Here is a 20,435-nt window from a genome sequence, read left to right as displayed (position 1 = left end):
GGGGTGCGCGCGCCGGGTGTGGACGGACGTTCTATACGTCGACCCGGGGCGTGGCCGGGGCGAGGCGATGCACGGCGGTCCCTTGCGCGTGCGGGGCGAGCCGATCCCGCAGTTCCCGCGCCGCCGTGTCGAGAAGGCCGTGCAGTGACTCCTGGAGGGTTTCGAGGACGAAGACCACGTCGGTCGAATCCTCGGTGACGCGTGTGCGGTGGGCGTCGCGGTGGTTCCAGCAGCGGGTCAGGACGCCCGCGGCGTCGGCGTAGATCACCTCGCCGGGCTTGGGGTTCTCCACGGTGTCCGGCTCGCCGAGCGGGGTGAACTCCTCGCCGCCGTCCGCGTACCGGATCTCGATGTCGCCCTTGACCTGCGCCAGGTCGAAGGCGCCTGCGGGCAGCCCGTGACGGACGGAGACGCTGTTGTACGTGTCGACGGCCGGGTTGATGCGCGGCAGCGTGCCCTTCTTCGCCATGCGGCGCCCCAGCGCGTCGACGCTCGGGCGCAGCCGACGGGGGTTGGTGCCGAAGGAACGGTAGGCGGTGTGCCATGCCTCGATGCGGGGATCGCTCTCGTCCGCCGGCGTCCAGGAACCGTCGGCGAGTCGGCGCTCCAGGTCCTCCAGCGCCTCGGCGGTGCCGGGCCAGGGCTCATGGCCGCGCAGGCCTGTGGCGGTGACGAGGGCGATGGACGTGCCGGGGAAGGCGTCGGCGACGGCGGGGGCGATGTGGAAGACGGCCATGAAGGTGCGTTCCTTGTCGGGGATCCGGTGGTTTCCCGGGGCGGTTGCGTCGGTCGCCCGGCTGACGTGCGGCAGGCTTCGGGTGGGCCGGGCCACGCGCGGTGGGAGGGATGGTAGTGCGGTCGCGCGACCGGAAAGGGCCCGGACGATGATCCGATGGCCGGTTCCGCTCCGCGTCCGGCTGTCATCATGACAGGCGTGACTGCACTCGGAGTTCAGGACGTTCTCGCGGCCATCGACGACCGGCTGCCCGACTGGCGCAAGCTCGCCCAGCCCCTCGCGGCTCGCTTCGCCTGCCCCGACGCCGTGCGCGGCGCCGAGTTCGTGGCGGCGGTGGCACGCGACGCGACCGCCGCCGGCTACACCGTCCCCGACATCCGGCTGGAGCCCGGCCATGTGAACGTGACGCTGTACACCGTGCACCCCGGCAGCGGGCGGCGGCAGGTGACCGAGAAGGAACTGGAGCGGGCGCACGCCATCAGCGCGCTCGCGGCGCAGCTCGGTCTGCGCGCCGTTCCCGAGGAGGTCACCCAGATCGAGTTGGTCCTCGACGCGCCCTCGGTGGCGGTGTCGGGGCCGTTCTGGGCCGCGCTGCTCACCGGGGACGCCGCCAACACGCCCGTCCTCGACACGGTCTTCGACCCGACGAACCGCGTCCCCAGTACCTGGTTCCAGCACACCGACGCCCATCCGGCTCCCCGGCAGCGCTGGCACATCGACCTCTGGCTTGCGCCGGAAGCGGCACAGGGCCGCATCGCCGCCGCGCTCGCCCGCGGGGGCACGGTGTTCGACGACAGCCACGCCCCGTCGTACACGGTCCTGGCCGACCCCGACGGCAACCGGGTCTGTGTCTGCACGGCCCTCACCCGCGTCTGAGTCCGCCGGGCGGTCCCCGGTAAAGGGGACAGGAAGTGGATGGCCCGAGTCAATAGCATCGCTTGCGATAAGGAAGCGCTGCGGGGTATTCGTGGCCATTGTCGTCGCGACTGCGCAAGGGACTGGCTGAGTCGGCAAGTTGGCTGCTCCGCATTTACGGCACCTGTGCCGACGGCATTGCGACGCACCTGTGCGCTCCCCCAGCAATAGACGGACTTTGTTCCATTGTTGCCGGGGGAAAATCGATGACGTCGTACCTGACACGCCCCGCCGCCCGACCGGAGGAAGAGAAGCCGTACCGGAAGGGATATCGGCTGCCCGCGGCGCTGCGCGTCGAGATCGCCGCCGCGCATCGGACCCGCCCCGTCCTCACCGCCTCCTGTGCCGCCCTGGACGTACTGATCGCGGTCGCGGTGGCCGTGGTGTGCGCATGGGCCCTGGTCTCGACGAACCTGTGGACGGCTCTGCCCTCGGCCCTCATCGGCGCTCTCGTCGTCGCCCGGCAGCTCAGGGCCCTGGAGAATCTCACGCACGAGGCGTCGCACTACAACTGGGCGCGCCACCACCGCCGTTGGAACGACGTCCTGGGGTTTCTGCTCGTCGGCCTGCCGACCGGCGGGCGACTGGCCGCCTACCGTGAGAGCCACCTGCGCCACCACGGCAGATTCGGCACCACCGACGACCCCGACCGCCGGCGCTACGCCGAACTCGACCTGGAGGGGATGCGCCGCTCGTCGGCCGCGTCGTTCTGCGCGTCCGTGCTCACCCGCGCCGTGCGGTACCAGCTCGGCTGGGTGCGGGAAGTCGGCTCCGACCTGTCGGTGACGGCCGCCATGCTGCTGTGGAGCGCGGCCTTCGTCGCCCTGCCCGCGGGGCTGTGCGCGGGCCTCACCGGCGCGGTCGCCGCCGAAGGGCTCTGGCTCGTCTCGGTCTTCGGCGTGCTTCCGGTGCTGCGGCTCGTCGCCGAGGCCGACGAGCATGTCTACTCCGACTCCGACACCGTCTTCGACGCCACCATCTCCAACGTCGGGCTGGTGCAGCGGGTACTCGTCCACCCGCACGCCGACGGCTACCACACCGTCCACCACCTGTGGCCCGGCATCCCCCACCACAGCCTGCGCCGTACCCACACCATGCTGATGGAGCGGGACCCCGAGTACGCCCGGCGGATACGAATTCGCCGGGGCGTACTCCAGACCCCTCGGGCCGCGGGGGCTACTCCAGTTCGCTGAGCAGTGCCTCCAGGGCGGCCTCGTCCGCCTGCTCGGCCTGGGAACGGACGATCAACTGGGCCAGGCTCTCGACCGTCGGCGACTCGAAGACCTCGCGCAGCGCCAGTTCGATCCGGAAGGTCTCCCTGATCCGGGAGACCAACTGGGTCGCCAGCAGCGAGAAGCCGTTGAGCTCGAAGAAGGTGTTGTGGACCCCCACACCCTCGATGCCGAGCAACTCCTCGAACACCTCGACGAGTTGGCGCTCCACCGGGGTGCGGGGCGCTACGTACAGGTCGGCGGCGTCGTCCCCGGTGGGGTCGGGCAGGCTGATCAGGTCGTAGTCGCCGTCGGCGGTGAGCGGCAGCCGTTCGAGCATCACCAGCTCCTGCGGCATCAGGAGTTCCGACACCCGGGTGGTGAGCTGCCGGCGCAGCTCCGAGGCGCTGACCGCGCCCTCCTCGGCGGCGACGAAGGCGACGAGCCGGACCCGGCCGTCCTGGCCGACGACTTCGGTCACCAGGGCGTCCCGGACGGCGGGCAGGTCCCGCAGCGCCGCGACCACCTCCACCAGGTCCGTCCGGGTACCGGCCGCGACGGCGAACTCCACTGTTCCGTCGGGGAGTCGGCGCCCCAGGTCACCGGTGTGGCGGGTCTCGGACCGGATCTCGCCGATCTCGCCGGGCGCGACGGGATGTCCCGCCGCGCTCAGCACCTCGACACGGGAGCCGTCGACGTGCGCGCCGAGGGGAACACGCAGGGGCGCGGTCTGCGGCGACCACGTGTCCGGCACGTCGAAGACGGCCAGTGGACGGCCCGTGGCCGCCACCCGGTACAGAGCGACGACCTTGCAGGACGCCGACACACGCCGTGCGAGCTCCACGTCGTGGGAGGTCAGCCTGGCGTCGTTGCCGACGAACACGTAGCGCAGTGCGGGCAACCGCGCCTCGTACGCCGCCAGCTCACGCAACTGCGGCGGTGTCAGGTGCAGGACGTTGACCCGGTTCTCCCGCAGCCACGCGGACAGGGCCGCCGGGTCCCCGGCGATCGCCTCGTCCGGCACGACCAGGGTGGCACCGGCCGCCCGGGACGCGTTGAACGCGGACATCATGGCGCCGGAACTGCCGGAGAGCACGGCGAACCGGTCCTGGCGGCCGAGGTCGTACCGCCCGATCGTCCAGTCCTCCTCGACCGGCACCACCCCCTCCCCGGCTGCTTCGAGCAGGGCGCGTACGTCGATCGCCCCCTCGGGGGTGTCCTCGCCCGGAGCCGGGTCGAGGACCGTGGTGATGAACGGGTGGCCGGCCAGACCCGGGTCGGCGGTCACGGCCGAGAAGGGGACGCCCGCCAAGGCACAGCCGAGCGCGGCCACGGCGAAACCCGCCGTACGCCGCCTGATCACGGCCACGTCCCCGTCCTCGCGCGCCGCAAGGCGCTCGGCGACCCGCCCGGACGCCGCGTACAACTGCGCGTACGTCCACGAACCGGCGCTGTCCGTCAGCGCGATCGCGTCCGGTTCGGGGAGCCGCGGGCCAGGTGCCGGGGCCGGGACGACCGGGGTGTCCGCCTCGGGCGTCCGGAGCGGGTAGTCGAGGATGCCGCGTGCCGGGTCGGCCGCGGCGCCGGCCAGGAGGGTCCGCACCTGTTCGAGCAGGGCGCGCATCAGCGCGGCGTCGTACCGGTCCCGGTGGTGGACGAGTTCGAGCTTGACCGCGCTGTCGGACATGTGGGCGGTCAGGGTGAGGTCGAACTTGCTGGGCAGGGCGGGCGGCTCCACGTTCCGCACGGAGACACCGGCCAGCTCCCAGTCCTGCGACGTGCTCTCCACCATGTTCAGGACGACCTGGAACAGCGGGGTGTGGTTGGGGTCGCGCGGGACCTGGAGTTCGTTCACGAGCACGTCGAACGGGGTGTCCTCGTTGTGCGCGTACCCGTCGAGGGCGACCTTGCGGACCCGGCCCAGGAGCGTGTCGAAGGCCGGGTCGCCGGAGAGGTCGACGCGCAGGGGCAGCGTGTTGACGAAGAAGCCGATGAGGTCCGTCGTCGCCGCGTCGCTGCGGGTGGTGACCGGCGCCCCGATGACCAGGTCCTCCTGGCCGGACCAGCGGCGCAATACCGTGGTCAGCAGGGTCAGGAGCAGCATGAACGGGGTGACGCCCTGGGACCGGCACAGCTCGTGCAGCGCGGCCGTCTCCTCGGCGCCCAGCTCCGCCCACACCCGGCCGCCCTCGGCGCCCTGGGCGGGCGAGCGCCGCCGTGCGACCGGCAGGTCGAGAGCGGCGGGGGCTCCTTCGAGGTGGCGGCGCCAGTAGCCGACCTGGGCCTCCAGTTTCTCCGGGGTCAGCCACTCCCGCTGCCATGCCGCGTAGTCCCGGTACTGGACGGTGAGCGGGGTGAGCCCGGCCGCCTCGACATCGCCGCCCGCCTCGTACAGGCGCGACAGTTCCGCGAGGAAGAGCCGGATCGACCAGGCGTCCGAGACGATGTGGTGGATGGTGATGCTCAGCAGGTGCTCGTCCTCGGCGAGCTTGACGAGCAGGCAGCGGAAGAGGGGGCCGTTCGCCAGGTCGAAGGCGGTGGAGGCCTGTTCGTCCGCGAGCTTGAGCGCCGCGCTCTCGCGGTCGCCGGCGAAGCCGCTCAGGTCCTCGGTGGTCAGGCTCCAGCCGTCGTCGGGGTCCGCCACCGACTGGACGGTGCGCCCGTCCACCACGGGGAAGGTGGTGCGCAGCGTCTCGTGCCGGGCGATGATGGCCCGGATGCTGCGTTCGAGGGCCGGCACGTCGAGGCTGCCGAGCAGCCGCTGCCGTCCGTGCACGTTGTACGCGACGGAGGAGCGAAGCTGGTCCTCCAGCCACAGCCGCCGCTGGTCGTAGGAGAGCACGGCCTCGGTGCCCGCCTCGCGCGGCTGGATCCCGGGGCGGCTGGGCACGAGGGCGGCGGCGATGCGCTCGACGGTGCCGAGTTCGAAGACCTGCCGGACGGACACCTCGACGCCGAGGGTCTCGCGCAGTCGGCCGACGACCTTCGAGGCCTGGAGCGACTGGCCGCCCAGGTCGAAGAAGTTGTCCTGCCGGCCGACGGTGGAGACCTCGAGGACCTCGCCCATGACGTCGGCGATGGCCTGCTCGGTGGGGGTGCGGGGCGGGGCGGACGGAGCGGGCGCGTACCAGTCGGGCGCGGGCAGCTCGGTGCGGCTGATCTTCGCGGTCCTGGTGTACGGCAGGCTCGCCATCGGGACGAGGACCCTGGGCACCATGTAGTGCGGCAGGATGGCGTACAACTGGGCGCGCAGGTCCGCCTGTTCGGCCGTGCCGGTGAAGTATCCGGCGAGCTGGAGCCGGCCGGCCGGGTCGGTGACCGGGACGACGGCGGCGCCGGTGACGCCGGGCAGCGCCCGCAGCCGGGCCTCGACCTCGCCCGTCTCGACGCGGTGGCCCCAGAGTTTGACCTGGCCGTCGCGGCGGCCGACGAGCTCCAGGGTGCCGTCGGGCAGCAGCCAGGCGAGGTCACCGGTGTGGTAGCTGCGCCCCTCGGGGCCGTCGTGGAAGACGGCCGCCGTCTGCGCCGGGTCGAGGTAGCCGAGGGCCAGGGAGGGACCCGAGCAGATGATCTCACCGAAGAGTTCGGCGGGGCGGCCGTCCGCGCCCCGCAGGTGGACGTCGACGCCGGGGATCGGGCGGCCGATGGAGACCGACGCGCGGGGGAGTGCCTCGCCGGGCCGGATGACGTGCATCAGGGCGACGCTGCACTCGGTGAGCCCGTAGACGTTGACGATCTTGCAGGCGGGGAGCTTGCGCTGCACGAAGGTGACGTCGTCGCGGGTGAGCTTCTCCCCGCCGTACGCGGCCGTGTGCAGGGTGTCGGGCCAGTCGGCGGCGCCGGGGGCGGTGGCGAGTTCGCGGAACGCGGTCGGGGTGGAGTGGTAGATGGTCGCCCCGGAACGGGCCAGCGTCTCACGGACCGCTTCCGCTCCGTCCCGGCGCAGGTCCATCGGGCAGGCGGTGGCCCCGTGGACGAGCGCCGAGTAGAGGTCCTGGCCGGCGCCGTCGGCGGTGTAGGAGCAGACCATGGTGAGCCGGTCGCTCTCCCGCACGCCGAGCACGTCGGCGTAGGCGTACACGTGCCGGGCCACGTTGTGATGGCTCTGCACGACCGCCTTGGGCTGCCCGGTGGAGCCGGAGGTGAACAGGACGTACGCGACCGCGTCCGGGTCGAGCGGGGTCCAGGCGTCCAGGGCGGGCGCGGAGGTGTCGTTCACGTCGAGCACGGGCCGCCCGGCCGCGATCTGCTCGGCGAGGGCCCGGTTGGCGCGGTCGGTGACGATGGCGTCCGCGTCGGTGAGTTCGACGAGCTGCGTCAGACGCCCCTCGGGCGCATTGGTGTCGAGCGGCATGTAGGCGTGGCCGCCCGCCATGATGCCGAGCATCGCCACGGGCACTTCGAGCCCCTGCCCGCAGAGGATGCCGACCCGTCCGCGGTCGGCCGCCACCCGTGCGCGCAGGGCGCCGCCCAGCACGCGCGCGCGACGGTCGAGTTCGGCGTAGCTGAGCGTGGCGTCCGGGGTCCACAGCGCGGCCCGGTCGGGGTGGAGGGCCACCCGTCGCAGGAATCCCGCGGCCACCGTGCCGCCCTCCGGTGCGACGGACGGCGTGAGGGGGATGCCGGAGCCCTGGGTGAGACGCAGCTCCTTGACGGGGGAGCGAGGGTCGGCCGCGACCTGGGTGAGCAGGGTGACGTACTGGCCGAGCATGGCCTCGGCGGTGTCGGCCTCGAACAGGTCCTGGCTGTAGGTGAGCAGCAGATCGACGGTGCCGTCGGGCAGGTCCTCGACGTACAGCTCCAGGTCGTACTTGGCGGGCAGCCGCTCGGGCGGGAGCTGTCGGGCGGTCAGGTCCGGCGCCGCGAATCCGGAGGCGGGCTGGTTGAGGTAGTTGAACATCACGTCGAACAGCGGAGTGCGGCTCGGGCCCCGTGCGGGCAGGTCGAGCTCCGCCAGGATCGCCTCGAACGGCGCGTCCTGGTGGTCGAGGGCGTCGAGCACGGTCCTGCGGACCTGCTGGAGCAGCCCGGTGAAGGAGGCGTCGTCGTCGACCTCGGCCCGCAGGACGACGGTGTGCAGGAAGAACCCGACGAGCCGTTCGAAGTCGCTGTGGCCGCGGCCCGCGACGGGCGAACCGACCGCGATGTCCGTCTGCTCGCTGTGCCGGCGAAGAAGCACCACGAAGGCCGCGAGCAGCACCATGTACGGACTGGCCGAGTGCTCCGTCCCGTGCGCGTGCAACCGCCGCGCGACGTCGGCGGGGACGCGGTGGCGGGCGAGGGCGCCGCGGTAGCTGGGACGGGCCGGCCGCAACCGGTCGGTGCGCAGTTCCAGCGGGGACACGTCGGCCAACTGCCGGCCCCAGTAGTCGACGTGGGGGGCGAACGCGCCGCTGTCCCCCGCTTCCCCCTGCCAGGCCGCGTAGTCCGCGAACTGGAGTGCCAGCTCAGGCAGTTCGGGCGCGCGGCCCTCCGCCAGCGCCGTGTACGCCCGGCCGAGCTCCTCGCCCAGGACGGCGAGGGACCAGCCGTCGGCGACGAGGTGGTGGACGGTGAGCAGCAGGACGTGCTGGTCCGCGCCCAGCTCGGCCAGGTGGACACGGAGCAACGGGCCCGCGCCCAGGTCGAGCCCGGCCGCCGCCTCCTCGGCGAGGCCGGCCAGCTCCGACGCATCGTTCGGCTGCGCCCGTTCGAGCCCCGCGAGGGGTTCCGGGTGGATGACCTGCTCCAGCTCTCCGTCCGTCTCGCGGAACGTCGTACGCAGCGCCTCGTGGCGTCGGACGACGGTGCGCAGCGCCTCGTCCAGGAGGTCCGGGCGGATCGCGCCGTCGATGCGCAAGGACCCCTGCATCAACCAGGCCCGGTGGGCGGCGGGGTCCATCCCGCACAGGAACCACAGCCGCCGCTGTCCGTCGGTCACGGGGGCCGACCGGGTGCCGTCGGGACCGGGGCGACGGGGTACGGCCACCGGCACCGGCCGCGTGCCGGACTCCCGCAGCGCGGCGGCCTGCTCGGACAGGACCGACCGCTCGAAGATCAGGCGTACGGACGCGTCCACCCCGGCACGCTCGCGCAGGCGGCTGAGCACCTGCCCGGCGAGCAGGGAGTGGCCGCCCAGATCGAAGAAGTCGTCGTCACGGGCGACGGTCTCCACGCCGAGCACCTCGCGCCACACGTCGGCGACGAGTTCCTCGGCCGCGGTGCGGGGCGGCTCGCCCCGGCCGCCCGCCCGCACCGGGGCGGGCAGGGCACGCCGGTCGACCTTGCCGTTGGGGGTGAGCGGAATGGCGTCGAGCACCACGAAGACGGACGGCACCATCGCGTCGGTCAGGGTCCGGCGCAGGTGCTCGCGCAGCTCGCCGTGGTCGACGGCGTCGGGCGCGGCGGCCGTCACGTAGCCGACCAGCCGGTCACCGTGCATCGCGGCCACGGCGTCGTCCACCTCGGGGCGGCGGCGCAGGGCCGCCTCGATCTCGCCCAACTCCACGCGCTGCCCGCGCACCTTGACCTGGAAGTCCTGGCGCCCCAGATAGGCCAGTTCGCCGTCCGGGCGGTACCGGACCAGGTCACCGGTGCGGTACATGCGCCGACCCGGGACGAACGGGTCGGCGACGAACCGTGCGGCGGTCAGGGCCGGACGGTCGAGATAGCCGCGGGCCAGACCCGACCCGCTGAGGTACAGCTCGCCGACGGCACCCACCGGCACCGGGCGCAGCTCGGCGTCCAGCACGTGGACCTGTTCGTGGGGGAGCGGCAGCCCGATCGCCGGGTGCCGCTCGCCGCGGGCGATACGGGAGAACGTCGAATAGGTGCTGTCCTCGCTCGGCCCGTAGAGGTTGTACACCGCCTCGACGTGACCGGTGGCGTACAGGTCCTCCACGAGGGTGCCGGGCACGGCCTCGCCGCCGAGGCCGATCACCTTGGGGGTGCCGCGCAGACCGCCGCCGGCGACCAGTTCCCGCGCGGCGGACGGCACCGTGCAGATCAGCGTCGCGTCGGGGGCGTCCGGGGCGAGGAGGGCGAGCGGGTCGTCCACGACGACGACCGTGCCGCCCGCGCTGAGCGGGCCGAAGAACTCGAAGACCGACACGTCGAAACAGATCGACGTGGACGCGAGCACCCGCGACAACTGGTGGGCGCTGTACTCGCGCACCCCCCAGCGCACCATCTCGACGGTGCTCGCGTGGGTGAGCATGACGGCCTTCGGGCTGCCGCTCGAACCCGAGGTGTACAGGACATAGGCGAGCGCGTCAGGTCGTGTGCCGGGGTCGGCGACCGGTGTCACCGGCCGGCGGTCCAGGGCCTCGGCGTCCAGCGAGGTGAGGATCGTGCGGGCGCCGCTGTCCTCGCGCATGAACGCGATGCGCTCGGCCGGGTAGGCCGGGTCGAGCGGCAGATAGGCGGCCCCGGCCTTGAGGATGCCGAGCATCGCCACGGCGAGGTCGACGGTGCGCGGCAACTGGATGCCGACGATGTCCCCGACCTTCGTGCCGCCGGCCCGCAGGAGATGGGCGAGCTGGTTGGAGCGCTCGTCCAACTGCCGGTAGGTGAGCCGCCGACTGGCGTCGGTGATCGCGGGCTCGTCGGGTACGCGGGCGACCTGCTCGGCGAAGAGGTCGGTGAGGCGGGCCGGTGCGGTCTCGGGCCGGGGTCCGGCGCCCCACCGGGCGAGGAACGCGCGGTCGTCCGCGGTGTGCGGGTCCAGGTGCGCGGCCGGCCGGTCCGGGGCAGCGAGCGCCTCGGCGAGCAGCACGGGCAGCCGCTCGGCCATCCGGGCCGCGCCGGGCGCGTCGAAGAGGTCGGCGTTGTAGTCCCATGTGCCCCACAGCCGCTCGCCGTCGCGCCACAGGTGCAGCTCGATGTCGTGCTGGGTGGCCTGGCGCGGCAGCCTCACCGGGCGCAGCGGCAAGTCGCCGAGCCGGGCGGTGCCGAGCTCGCCGTGGAAGACGAAGTGGGTGCGGAACAGCGGCGAGCGGTCCGTGCTGCGTCCGGTCGCGAGCGCGGTGACGACGTCCTCGAACGGGGCGTCGCGGTGCGCGAGGGCGGCGAGGCCGGTCTCCTTGGCGCGGCGCACCAGCTCGCGGAAGGTGGGGCGGCCCGACAGGTCGGCGCGCAGCACCAGCGGGTTGGCGAGCAGGCCGACGACGCCGTGCGTACCGGGGCGGGCGCGCCCACCCTCGGCCGTGCCCACGCCGAAGTCGCTCTGCCCGGTGTGGCGGCCGAGGAGCAGTTGGTAGGCGGCGAGGAGCACCGTGAAGAGGGTGGTGCCCTCCTCCTTCGCGAGCCGTTCGGCCGCGGCCACCAGTTCGGCCGGCAGGTCCACCGGCGCCGAACCGGCCCGCAGGCCGGTGTTCGCCGTGCGCGGCCGGTCGGTGGGCAGGTCCAGGACGGGCAGTCCGGCCAACTGCTCCTTCCAGTACGCGAGGTGGGCGGGGTCGGCCACGGTGGCGGGGACGTCGGCCGGCGGGAGCGGCAGCGCGCCACCGTCGTAGAGGTGTTCGAGCTCTTTGAAGAGGACGCCGAGCGAGCCGCCGTCGCACACCAGGTGATGCGTGACGAAGACGAGAAGGTGCTCGTCGTCGGTGAGCCGGATGCCGTGCACGCGTACGAGAGGGGCCCGGCCGAGGTCGAAGGGGGCGGCGGCGGTCTCGGCGGCGAGCTGCTCCGCGGCACCGGGGTCGTCGCGCAGGTCGGTCCAGACGGTGACCGGCACGGGCGGCTCCGCGTGCACGGTACGGACAGGGCCCTGCGGCCCCGCGTGGAAGGAGCTGCGCAGCGCCGGGTGACGGGCGGTCAGCGCCGCGACCGCCTCGTCCAGACGGTCGTGGTCGAGCGGCCCTCTGTGCCGGGCCGCGAGGACGAGGTTGAAGACGGGGGTCCGCGGATGCAGTTCCTCGAACAGCCAGATGCCCTGCTGGGCGCGGCTGAGCGAGGCGGGTCCGCTCATGGTCCGGGCCTCGCGCCAGCGGGCCACCAGGTTTCGTCCAGTCGTCAGGTCCATCACGCCGCCGCCTCGCCCTTGATCACCGAAAGGACGCGGTCGAGTACCGCGTCCTCCGCCCGCCCCTCGGCGAGCCATTCCTTCACCAGCTCGTTCGCCACGTCCTGCGGCGTCGCCGCCGAGAGCACCGTCCCCAGGGGCACCGGCAGTCGCAGCGCGTCCTCCAGAATCGCCGCGGACTCGGCGGCCAGCACCGAGTCGAGGCCGAGATCGAGCAGGCCGTCCGTCGGCCGGCACTGCGCAAGACCGCGCACCGCGGCGACGATCCCGCAGATCAGCGTGGTCAGCTCGGTCACCGCGGCCGACGTCGGCCGGTCGGCGGAGAGGGCGGCGAGCACGCCCGGATCGTCGACGACCACGTCGCCGAACGCCCCCGACAGGAACTCCACCCGGCACTGCGACCGCCTGACCTTCCCGCTCGACGTGCGGGGCACGGCACGCGGCGGCACGAGGACCACCATCCCGAGGGGCAGCCCGGTGCCCGCGAGTACGGCCGCGCGCACCCGCGAGGCGAGCTCCGCGGTCCGCTCACCGCGCACCTCCACGACCAGGACCGGGCAGGGGGAGGCCCCGTCGACCAGGAACGCCGCCGCTGTGCCGGCCCTGCGGCCGAGCAGTTCCAGGGCGGGCGCCTCGACGTCCGACGCGTGGTGGTTGGCGCCCCGGAACACGATCACGTCCTTGGCCCGTCCGGTGACGGTCAGTTCCCCCGCACGCAGCCGGCCGAGGTCACCGGTGCGCAGGAACGTCTCGCCGTCCAACTCCCCGAAGAGGGCCGAGGAGTCGGCGCCGAGGTAGCCGGGGGTGACATGCGGCCCGGCGATCCAGATTTCGCCCTCCTGACCCTCCTGGCGCGGCGCGGCCGTGTCCGGGTCGACGACGGCGACGCGCTGGCCGGTGACGGGGGAGCCGCAACTGACGGTGGAGTCCTCCGTCGGCCCCGACCAGTGGCCCGCGCTGACGATCAGCGTCGCCTCCGCCAGCCCGTAGCAGGGCACGAACGCCGCCGGGTCGAAGCCGACCGGCGCGAACCGCTTGGCGAACGCGTCCATGGTCTGCTGCTTGACGGTCTCCCCGCCGCTGAAGGCCACGCTCCAGCCGGACAGGTCGAGCCCTTCCAGGGCGGCGTCGTTGTGCGCGCGGCGCACACACAACTGGTACGCGAAGTCCGGCCCGCCGCTGACCGTGACGCCGTGATCGGTGATCTGCCGCAGCCAGGACAACGGCGACTTGAGGAAGTCCTCCGGGGGCATGACCCGCACCGGGATGCCCGCGGACATCGGCGCGAGCAGCCCGCCGATGAGACCCATGTCGTGGTACGGCGGCAGCCATGTCATGCCGCGCGAGGAGGAGTCGAGGCCGAACGCCTCCGCGATGGCCGCCGTGTTCGCCGCGACGCTGTCGTGGCGGACCAGCACACCGCGCGGGCGCCCGGTGCTGCCCGAGGTGTACTGGACGATGGCCACCTGCTGGTGCTCGGCGCCCGCCGGACGGAACCAGGGCGTGCCGTCGGCCTCCTGGCCGGGGACGGTCAGGAAGGTCGCCCCCGGGATCTCGGGGTGGTGTTCGGGGGCGAGGACGACCGAGGGGCGGGCGTCCTCGACGATGCCCGACAGGCGCTTGCGGTCCGGGAGGGACGACTGGTTCGGCGGGTAGGCGGGGATCACCGGCCGGCCGGCCAGCATCGCGGCGAAGACAGCGACGACGTAGTCCAGGCCGGCGGGGTAGAGGAGCAACACCGGGCCGTCACCGCAGCGGGCCAGTCGCCCGGCCAGGGCGGCGGCCCGGCCGGCGAGCGCGCCATGGCTCAGCACCGTGGTCCGCCCGTCCCGGCCGACGAGTTCATAGGCGATGGCGTCCGGCTCCCGGTCGGCCCGGGAGTGGAGTATGTCGACCAGAAGGTTCGAGCGGTCGATCATCAGGTGGCCCTCCCGAGCATGTGATTCCGACGGCCTGACCGGGGAATTCGGGCAGACCTGACACGGCCCCCGTACAGCGGGCACACGCCTTGCACAGCGGTCTTCGCCGGGGGCCTGGGATCGAGTGGTTCGTGGCCCGCGCCGGGGCCGGTGCGCTGCCCCGCCCGTGGTCCGACGAGGTTCGACATGGGCGGCAGCCCACACCATGCCCAGGAAGGTAATCGCCGCTGAGAGGGGGCGGGCGTCCCATAAAGGGGGGATGCACTCCGTGCGGCTCGATCCGTGAACATGGCTGTCAGCACGGTCCATCGGGCGCCGTACGCCTTCGAAATGGAAAGGCATTGCGCCCTGAGCGGCGCGATTCCATTCCCGACTCAACACAAACCGTGGATGGGGCAGTCGCGCATGCGCAAGTTCACCGTAATTTGGGCGAGCAGCCTGGTGACGATGGTCGGTACAGCACTGACCGGATTCGCTCTCGGGGTGTGGGTCTACCTCGAAACCGATTCGACGACCCAGCTCGCCCTCACCTTCGTACTGGCCTTCCTGCCCGGCATCCTTTTCTCACCACTGGCCGGCGCACTCGTGGACCGCTGGGACCGCCGACTGATCCTGCTCGTCTCCGACGCGGTCGGCATCGGCACCACCCTGACCCTGGGCCTGCTCTACACGGCCGGTCATCTGGAGCCGTGGCACATCTTCGTCACCACCGTGATCCGGTCGTCGCTGCGGGCGATGCAGGTCCCGGCGCTCAACTCGATCGTCGTGCTCCTTGCGCCCAAGGAGCAGATCGGCCGGGCCAACGGCCTGATGGGGGTCGCCAACGCCGTCAGCCAGACCGTGGCACCCGCGGTGGGCGGCGCGCTCATGCTGGGCATCGGGCTGAACGGTGTGCTGTTCATCGACTGCGCGACGTTCTTCCTCAACGTCGTCGTCCTCTTCCTCACGCGCATCCCCACCCCGCCGCCGTCGAAGGCCGGTACGGAGGGCCAGGGGTCGCTGCGCAGCGAGATCGGTCAGGGCTGGCGGGTCCTGACGAGCAACCGCGCGCTGATCACCCTCGCCCTGTTCTACGCGGCGCTCGACCTCAGCGTCGGCTTCGTCGACATCCTCATCACACCGATGGTGATCGGCTTCGCGTCGGTCTCCGCTCTCGGCGTGGTCCTCACGGTCGGCGGTATCGGCCTGGTCCTCGGCAGCGTCACCATGGCGTCCTGGGGCGGGCCCCGGCGCCGCATCCACGGCACCGCGGGCTTCGCGATCCCGCTCGGCCTCTTCCTGTGCCTCGGTTCGCTGCGCCCCAGCGTCACCCTCGTGGCGGTCGCCGCGTTCGGCTTCATGTTCTGCTCCATGATCATCGACGGCACGTCCCGGAGCATCATCGGCACCGAGGTCGAACCCGACCTGCAAGGCCGGGCCTTCGCCACGTTCAACATGGTGACCAACACCGTCCTGTGCAGCAGCTACCTCCTCGCGGGGCCGATCGCCGACCACATCTTCGAACCCCTGCTCGCCAAGGACGGCACGCTCGCGGGCAGCGTCGGCGACCTCCTGGGCACCGGGCAGGGACGCGGCATGGCCTTCCTGTTCGGGCTGCTCGGCCTTCTGGTCCTGGCCACGGCCGCCGCGGGCTATCTGACCCCGGGCCTGCGGGGACTGTCGGACAAGGCGACGAAGCCCGCCGCCGAGGACTCCGCCGAGGAGACGGAGCTGAGCCCCGACGCCGCCCAGGGCCGGGAAGCGGCGGGCGACCCGGTACCCCAGCCGGTCTCCGACCGATGACCGACGGCCGGAAGGAACAAGGGGCACCGCACATGCAGACCACGAACCCCACGGGCGCCACCGCCGACGGACCCCCGCTGCGGACACCGCTCGGCGCGACGGGCTGGGACCTGTGGGGGGACGCCGCGCTGCGCAGCGCCGGGTTCCCCGCCGAGCGGATCACCGAGTTGTGCGACACCGAACTCGCCGCCGCCGCCGACCAGTTCGACGAGCGGGAGGAGGGGTCCCGCGAGCGCTACGCGAAGGTGTTCGAGGCCGCCGCCGAACGGCTCAGCGCGGTCGTCCGCAGGACCGCCGCGGACCCGGCCTTCCGCGAGGCCGTCACCTGGCAGAACCCGGCGCTCATCCACAACTGCCTCGACAAGGCGGCCGCCGGTGAACCCCGCAACGTGCGCGGCCGCTACCACGAGCAGACGATCGTCACCTACCTCCAGCGCTACTGCCTGAAGAACGACACGGTCGGCTTCTTCGGCCCGGTCGGCTGGGCCGGGATCAGCCCGGAGGCGACCGGCCTGTCGGCCACGCCGGGACCCGCGCTCCTGAGCCGCCGCACCACCTACTTCGAGGGCTGGGCCGTCGAGGCCGTGGCCCGCACGGTCGGCGCCCGCCGCGAGGTGCTGCCGTGGCTGACCCCGCGGGTCGTCCCTTCCGCCTCGCTCACCGGCTGGACGGTCCACCTGCCCTTCCGCAAGCCCGTCACCCTGACCGCGCAGGAAGCGCGGGTGCTCGGCCGGTGCGACGGCCGGCACACCGTCGGCGACATCGCGGGCACCCCGTTCGACCTGGACACCGTGACCGCTCTGCTGCGGCTGCGCGATCTCGAGGTCATACGCATCGATCTCGCGGGCGGACTCGTCCCCGAACCCGAGCGGGACCTCGCGGACCGTATCGCCCTGCTCGGCGACCCGGCCGTGCGCCGCCGCGCCGAACAGCCGCTCGACGAACTCCGCGCCGCCCGCGCCGAGGTGGCCGCCTCCGCCGGGGACCCGGACCGGCTGCTGCGGGCCACCGGGCACCTCGCCGCCGAGTTCGAACGCCTCACCGCGGCCTCCTCCACCCGCCGCGCCGGCGGCACCTACGCCGGCCGGACCCTGGTCTATGAGGACACCGTCCGCGACCTGGACCTGCGGATCGGCCGCGACGTGACCGACCGACTGGCCGCGCCCCTCGGACTGCTGCTCGACAGCGCGCTCTGGCTGGCCAACAGCATCGCGGAGCGCTATCTCACGCGGGCCCGCCGGGTGCTCGACCGCGAGCTGGAGCGCAGCGGCGCCGACGCGATGCCGCTGCTCCAGATGCTGACGGCGCTCCTTCCGGAGGTCGCCCGGCTCTCCACGGACAACCTCCGCTCGGAACTGGTCGACGACGTGGTCGCGGAGTTCCGCGAGCGCTGGAGCCGAGTCGTCGGCCTGCCCCCGGAGTCCTACGCCGACACCCGTCGGCACACGGTCGGCGCCGCCGAGATCGCCGACCGGGTGGCCCGGGAGTTCGCGACCGGGGCGCCGATGTGGAGCTGCGCCCGCTGGAACTCGCCCGACATCATGTTCCTGACGGAGAGCCAGGAAGCCGCCGAACGCGGGGACGTGGACTTCGTCCTCGGCGAGATGCACTGCTCCATCAACACCCTGGAGAGCCAGCTCTTCGTCTCCCAACACCCCGATCCCGGGCGCCTGCGGGACAGTGCCGCCGCCTCGGGCATGGACAGCCGGGTGGTCATCATCCCGCGGATGGACGCCGCCCTGACCACGTCGCGGATGGCACGGGCGACCGAGCTGAGGCTGCCGGCGTACACCTATCTGTCGATCGGCTCCGACTCCTTCGACGCGCCCCGGGGAGCGGTCACGCTCTCCGTCGCGGGCCTGATGGTGGAACGTAAGGGCGACGAGGGACTGCTCGTGCGGCACCGGAGCGACGGCCGGGAGTTCCCGTTCCTGGAACTCATCGGCGAACCGCTGTCGCTCCTCGTCGCCAACGCGTTCAGCCCCTTCGGCGGGGCGAGCCACCGCCCCCGAATCAGCATCGACCGGCTCGTCGTCGAACGCGAGGCATGGACCTTCCAGGCGGCCGACTGCGACTGGGCGTTCCTCAAGGACGAGCGACGGCGGTACGCGGCCGCCCGCGCCTGGCGGGCCCGGCACCACCTGCCCGAGCGCGGCTTCTACCGGGTGCCGGTCGAACGCAAGCCGATGGCCGTCGACTTCCGCAGCCTCGCGCTGGTCAACCTGCTCGCCAAGTCCGTCCGCAGGACCGCCGAGGCCGGCGCCGGCGGATTCACGCTCTCCGAGATGCTCCCCGACGCCGACCGGCTCTGGCTGACGGACCACGCCGGACAGCGGTACACCGCCGAACTGCGCGTCGTCGCCGTCGATGCCGCCCGCCGGTGACCCGGCCCCTCCCACCCCGTCACGAGGTACAACCGTGCAGGCCATGATCGTTCTTCGGAGACGGACACCGGCCCTTGCCGCGTTCCTGCTCCTGATCCTCACCTCCGTCGCGGCCACGCTGCCGCTTCTCACCCCCGACCCCCGGCCGGTCTCCACCGCCGAGCAGGACTTCTCGGCGACCCGCGCCGTCGGCAGGCTCGACCACATCGCGAAGGTGCCGCACCCTACCGGCTCGGCCGCGCAGGACGACGTACGCACCTATCTCCAGGACGAGTTGCGGGCGCTGGGGCTCACCCCCGAGGCGCTGACCCGGGTCGCGGCCCGGGACGTCGACGACGCTCCTGCCAACGCCGGCACGGTCACCGACATCCACGCCACGATCCCCGGCGAGCGGTCCACCGGCCGTATCCTCCTCGTCGCCCACTACGACTCGGTGCCGACGGGCCCCGGCGCCGCCGACGACGGCGCCAACGTCGCCGCGATCCTGGAGATCGCCGGCGCGCTCAAGGCCGGACCGCGGCTCCGCAACGACGTCGACGTCCTCTTCACGGAGGGCGAGGAGAACGGACTGCTCGGCGCGCAGGCGTTCGTCGACGCGGAGGCCGGGACGCGGCAGGCCGCCGCCCCCCAGCGGACCGTCGTGGTCAACATGGAGGCGCGGGGCGTCTCCGGACCCGCCGTGATGTTCCAGATGGCGGGCGCGGGACTCACCTCCGCCGTGCGGGCCTCGGGGGCGTTCACCACATCGCTCGCCGACGAGGTCTACCGGCTGCTGCCGCACGACACGGACCTGACGGTCTTCGACGAGGCCGGCATGCGAGGTCTCAACTTCGCCTTCATGGGAGGCTCCCCGCACTACCACACCGACCACGACGACATCGCCCGGCTCGACCCCGCGTCCGTGCAGGACATGGGGGACAGCGCGCTCGGCGCGGTCCGCCGACTGGGCGACGACGACCTCGCCGGGAGCAGTACGGCCGCCACGTACTTCTCGCTGTTCGGCACGGTCGTGTCCTACCCGGCATGGCTCGTCCTGCCGCTGGCCCTGGTGGCGCTGGCGGCTGTACTGCTGCTCCTGCGCCTCGGCCGCCGCGCGGGCCTGGCCCCGCGCCGCGTCGGACGGGCCGCCGCGGCGTTCCCGCTGACGCTGATCGGCGCGGCGGTGCTCGGCACGGCCGCCTGGTGGGTACTGGCACAGTTCCGCCCGGACTTCGTGCTCACCGCCGGCAGCGTCTACCACCTGAGCCGCTACGCCGTGGGGGAGACGCTGCTGCTCCTGGTGCTGCTCGCCGTCTGGTACCGGTGGGCCCGCCGCAAGGCGTCACCGCTCGATGTCACGGTGGCCGTGCTCTGCTGGTTCACGCTCCTCGCGGTGGTCTGCGCCGTCCTGCTGCCCGGGGCCGCCTACCTCTTCACCTGGCCGGCCCTGATCGGCCTCGCCGCCGTCGCCGCGATCCTGCGGTACGCGGACGAGAGCTCTCCCTGGCGGACCGTGGCCGGGGCGACGGTCGCGGTACCGGCCGTGGTCCTCGTACTGCCGGTGGTCCTCATGCTGCTGCCCACACTGGGCCTGTCGGCCGTGGCGGCCCCGCTGGTCCTGGCGGCGTTCGTGGGGGGCGCGCTCCTGTGCGTGGTGGAACCGCTGCCGCGACGCCGGGTGGCCACCGCGGTCATGCTGGCGGCGGCGGCGGTGGCGGGCACGGCCACGCTCGGCGTGGGCGCCGCCCTGGACGGCTACAGCGCCGACGAACCCAAGGCGGTCAGCCTCGGCTACGTGCTGGAGTCCGACACGGGCAAGGCGACGTGGGTCGGCCTCGGCGACACCGCGGAGCCCACGGTCGGCACCTACCTCGACGGGGACCCCGTCCGGTACGACGACAGGGTTCCGCCGCTGTCCGGCGTCGCGCTGCCGAACGGCGTGGCGAAAAAGGCCCGGCTGGACCTCCCGCGCGCGGAGGACGCCTCGGTGACCGAGGACGGCGGCGTGCGCACGGTACGGATGCGTATCAAGGCGCCCGCGGACAGCTACAGCCTCGCCGTGTACGCCGACACCAGCGACCACGAGATCCTCGGCGCCACCGTCGAGGGCAAGCAGATCCCCGGGGGCCGCAACCACACGCAGGGCACCTGGGGGTGGGGCGTCACCTACGCGGCGCCGCCGGCGGACGGCCTCGACATCGTCGTCCGCGCGCGCGGCGAGGGCCCCCTGCCACTGCGCGTCGTGACCAGCGAGGTCGGCCTCCCCGACGGCGTCGGCGCACCCGTGCCGGGCGCCGACCGGAGCTGGGCGGGCTGGCCGTCGGTCGCGGGCCAGACGTTCGTCGTACGGACCTTCAAGCACTGAGGGCCCGTACGAGAGGGGGGGGGGGGGCGGCCGGCCCCCCCCCCCCCCCGCCCGGGGGCGGGGGGGCCCGTAAGGGGCCCCCCCCCCCGGCGGGGGGGGGGGCGCGGCGCGGGGCGGGGGGGGGGGGGCGGCGGGCGCCCGGG

8 protein-coding genes are annotated in these 20,435 nt (G+C 73.1%); 5 read left to right on the top strand and 3 right to left on the bottom strand.

The features are described from left to right. Nucleotides 1-31 precede the first annotated feature (31 nt). On the bottom strand, nucleotides 32-736 hold the full coding sequence (locus ACIRF8_RS09485) for a B3/4 domain-containing protein (RefSeq protein WP_404212693.1): 705 nt from the start codon (nucleotides 734-736) through the stop codon (nucleotides 32-34). A gap of 198 nt (nucleotides 737-934) precedes the next feature. On the opposite strand from ACIRF8_RS09485, the gene ACIRF8_RS09480 reads away from it, so the two are divergent. Together ACIRF8_RS09480 and ACIRF8_RS09475 are read left to right on the top strand one after the other, a co-directional pair. Further along, nucleotides 935-1,612 carry a VOC family protein gene (locus tag ACIRF8_RS09480; RefSeq protein WP_404212691.1) on the top strand — a complete coding sequence of 226 codons (678 nt, stop codon included), beginning with the start codon at nucleotides 935-937 and terminating at the stop codon, nucleotides 1,610-1,612. Nucleotides 1,613-1,857: 245 nt separating this feature from the next. After that, complete coding sequence (locus tag ACIRF8_RS09475; RefSeq protein ID WP_404212689.1) at nucleotides 1,858-2,844, top strand: fatty acid desaturase family protein; 987 nt, start codon at nucleotides 1,858-1,860, stop codon at nucleotides 2,842-2,844. Here ACIRF8_RS09475 and ACIRF8_RS09470 read toward each other — a convergent pair. Both ACIRF8_RS09470 and ACIRF8_RS09465 read right to left on the bottom strand, forming a co-directional pair. Then, nucleotides 2,828-11,863 (bottom strand): amino acid adenylation domain-containing protein, encoded by a 9,036-nt coding sequence (locus tag ACIRF8_RS09470; RefSeq protein ID WP_404212687.1) that lies wholly within the window; start codon nucleotides 11,861-11,863, stop codon nucleotides 2,828-2,830. The two genes, ACIRF8_RS09475 and ACIRF8_RS09470, sit on opposite strands and share 17 nt — an antisense overlap. Continuing rightward, complete coding sequence (locus tag ACIRF8_RS09465; RefSeq protein ID WP_404212685.1) at nucleotides 11,863-13,782, bottom strand: AMP-binding protein; 1,920 nt, start codon at nucleotides 13,780-13,782, stop codon at nucleotides 11,863-11,865. The genes ACIRF8_RS09470 and ACIRF8_RS09465 overlap by 1 nt, the downstream gene beginning before the upstream one ends. Before the next feature lie 405 nt (nucleotides 13,783-14,187). On the opposite strand from ACIRF8_RS09465, the gene ACIRF8_RS09460 reads away from it, so the two are divergent. From ACIRF8_RS09460 to ACIRF8_RS09450, 3 genes are read left to right on the top strand one after another with little or no spacing between them, the layout of a single operon-like run. Next, a complete protein-coding gene (locus ACIRF8_RS09460) occupies nucleotides 14,188-15,564 on the top strand; it encodes an MFS transporter (RefSeq protein ID WP_404212683.1) in 1,377 nt (458 codons plus the stop codon). Nucleotides 15,565-15,596: 32 nt separating this feature from the next. Beyond that, complete coding sequence (locus tag ACIRF8_RS09455; RefSeq protein ID WP_404212682.1) at nucleotides 15,597-17,948, top strand: lantibiotic dehydratase; 2,352 nt, start codon at nucleotides 15,597-15,599, stop codon at nucleotides 17,946-17,948. A gap of 43 nt (nucleotides 17,949-17,991) precedes the next feature. Continuing rightward, nucleotides 17,992-20,292 carry a M20/M25/M40 family metallo-hydrolase gene (locus ACIRF8_RS09450; RefSeq protein ID WP_404212680.1) on the top strand — a complete coding sequence of 767 codons (2,301 nt, stop codon included), beginning with the start codon at nucleotides 17,992-17,994 and terminating at the stop codon, nucleotides 20,290-20,292. Nucleotides 20,293-20,435 lie beyond the last annotated feature (143 nt).

Source organism: Streptomyces sp. NPDC102406, assembly GCF_044765725.1.
Taxonomy (GTDB): Bacteria; Actinomycetota; Actinomycetes; order Streptomycetales; family Streptomycetaceae; genus Streptomyces.
This window is presented reverse-complemented; position numbering and strand designations above follow the sequence as displayed.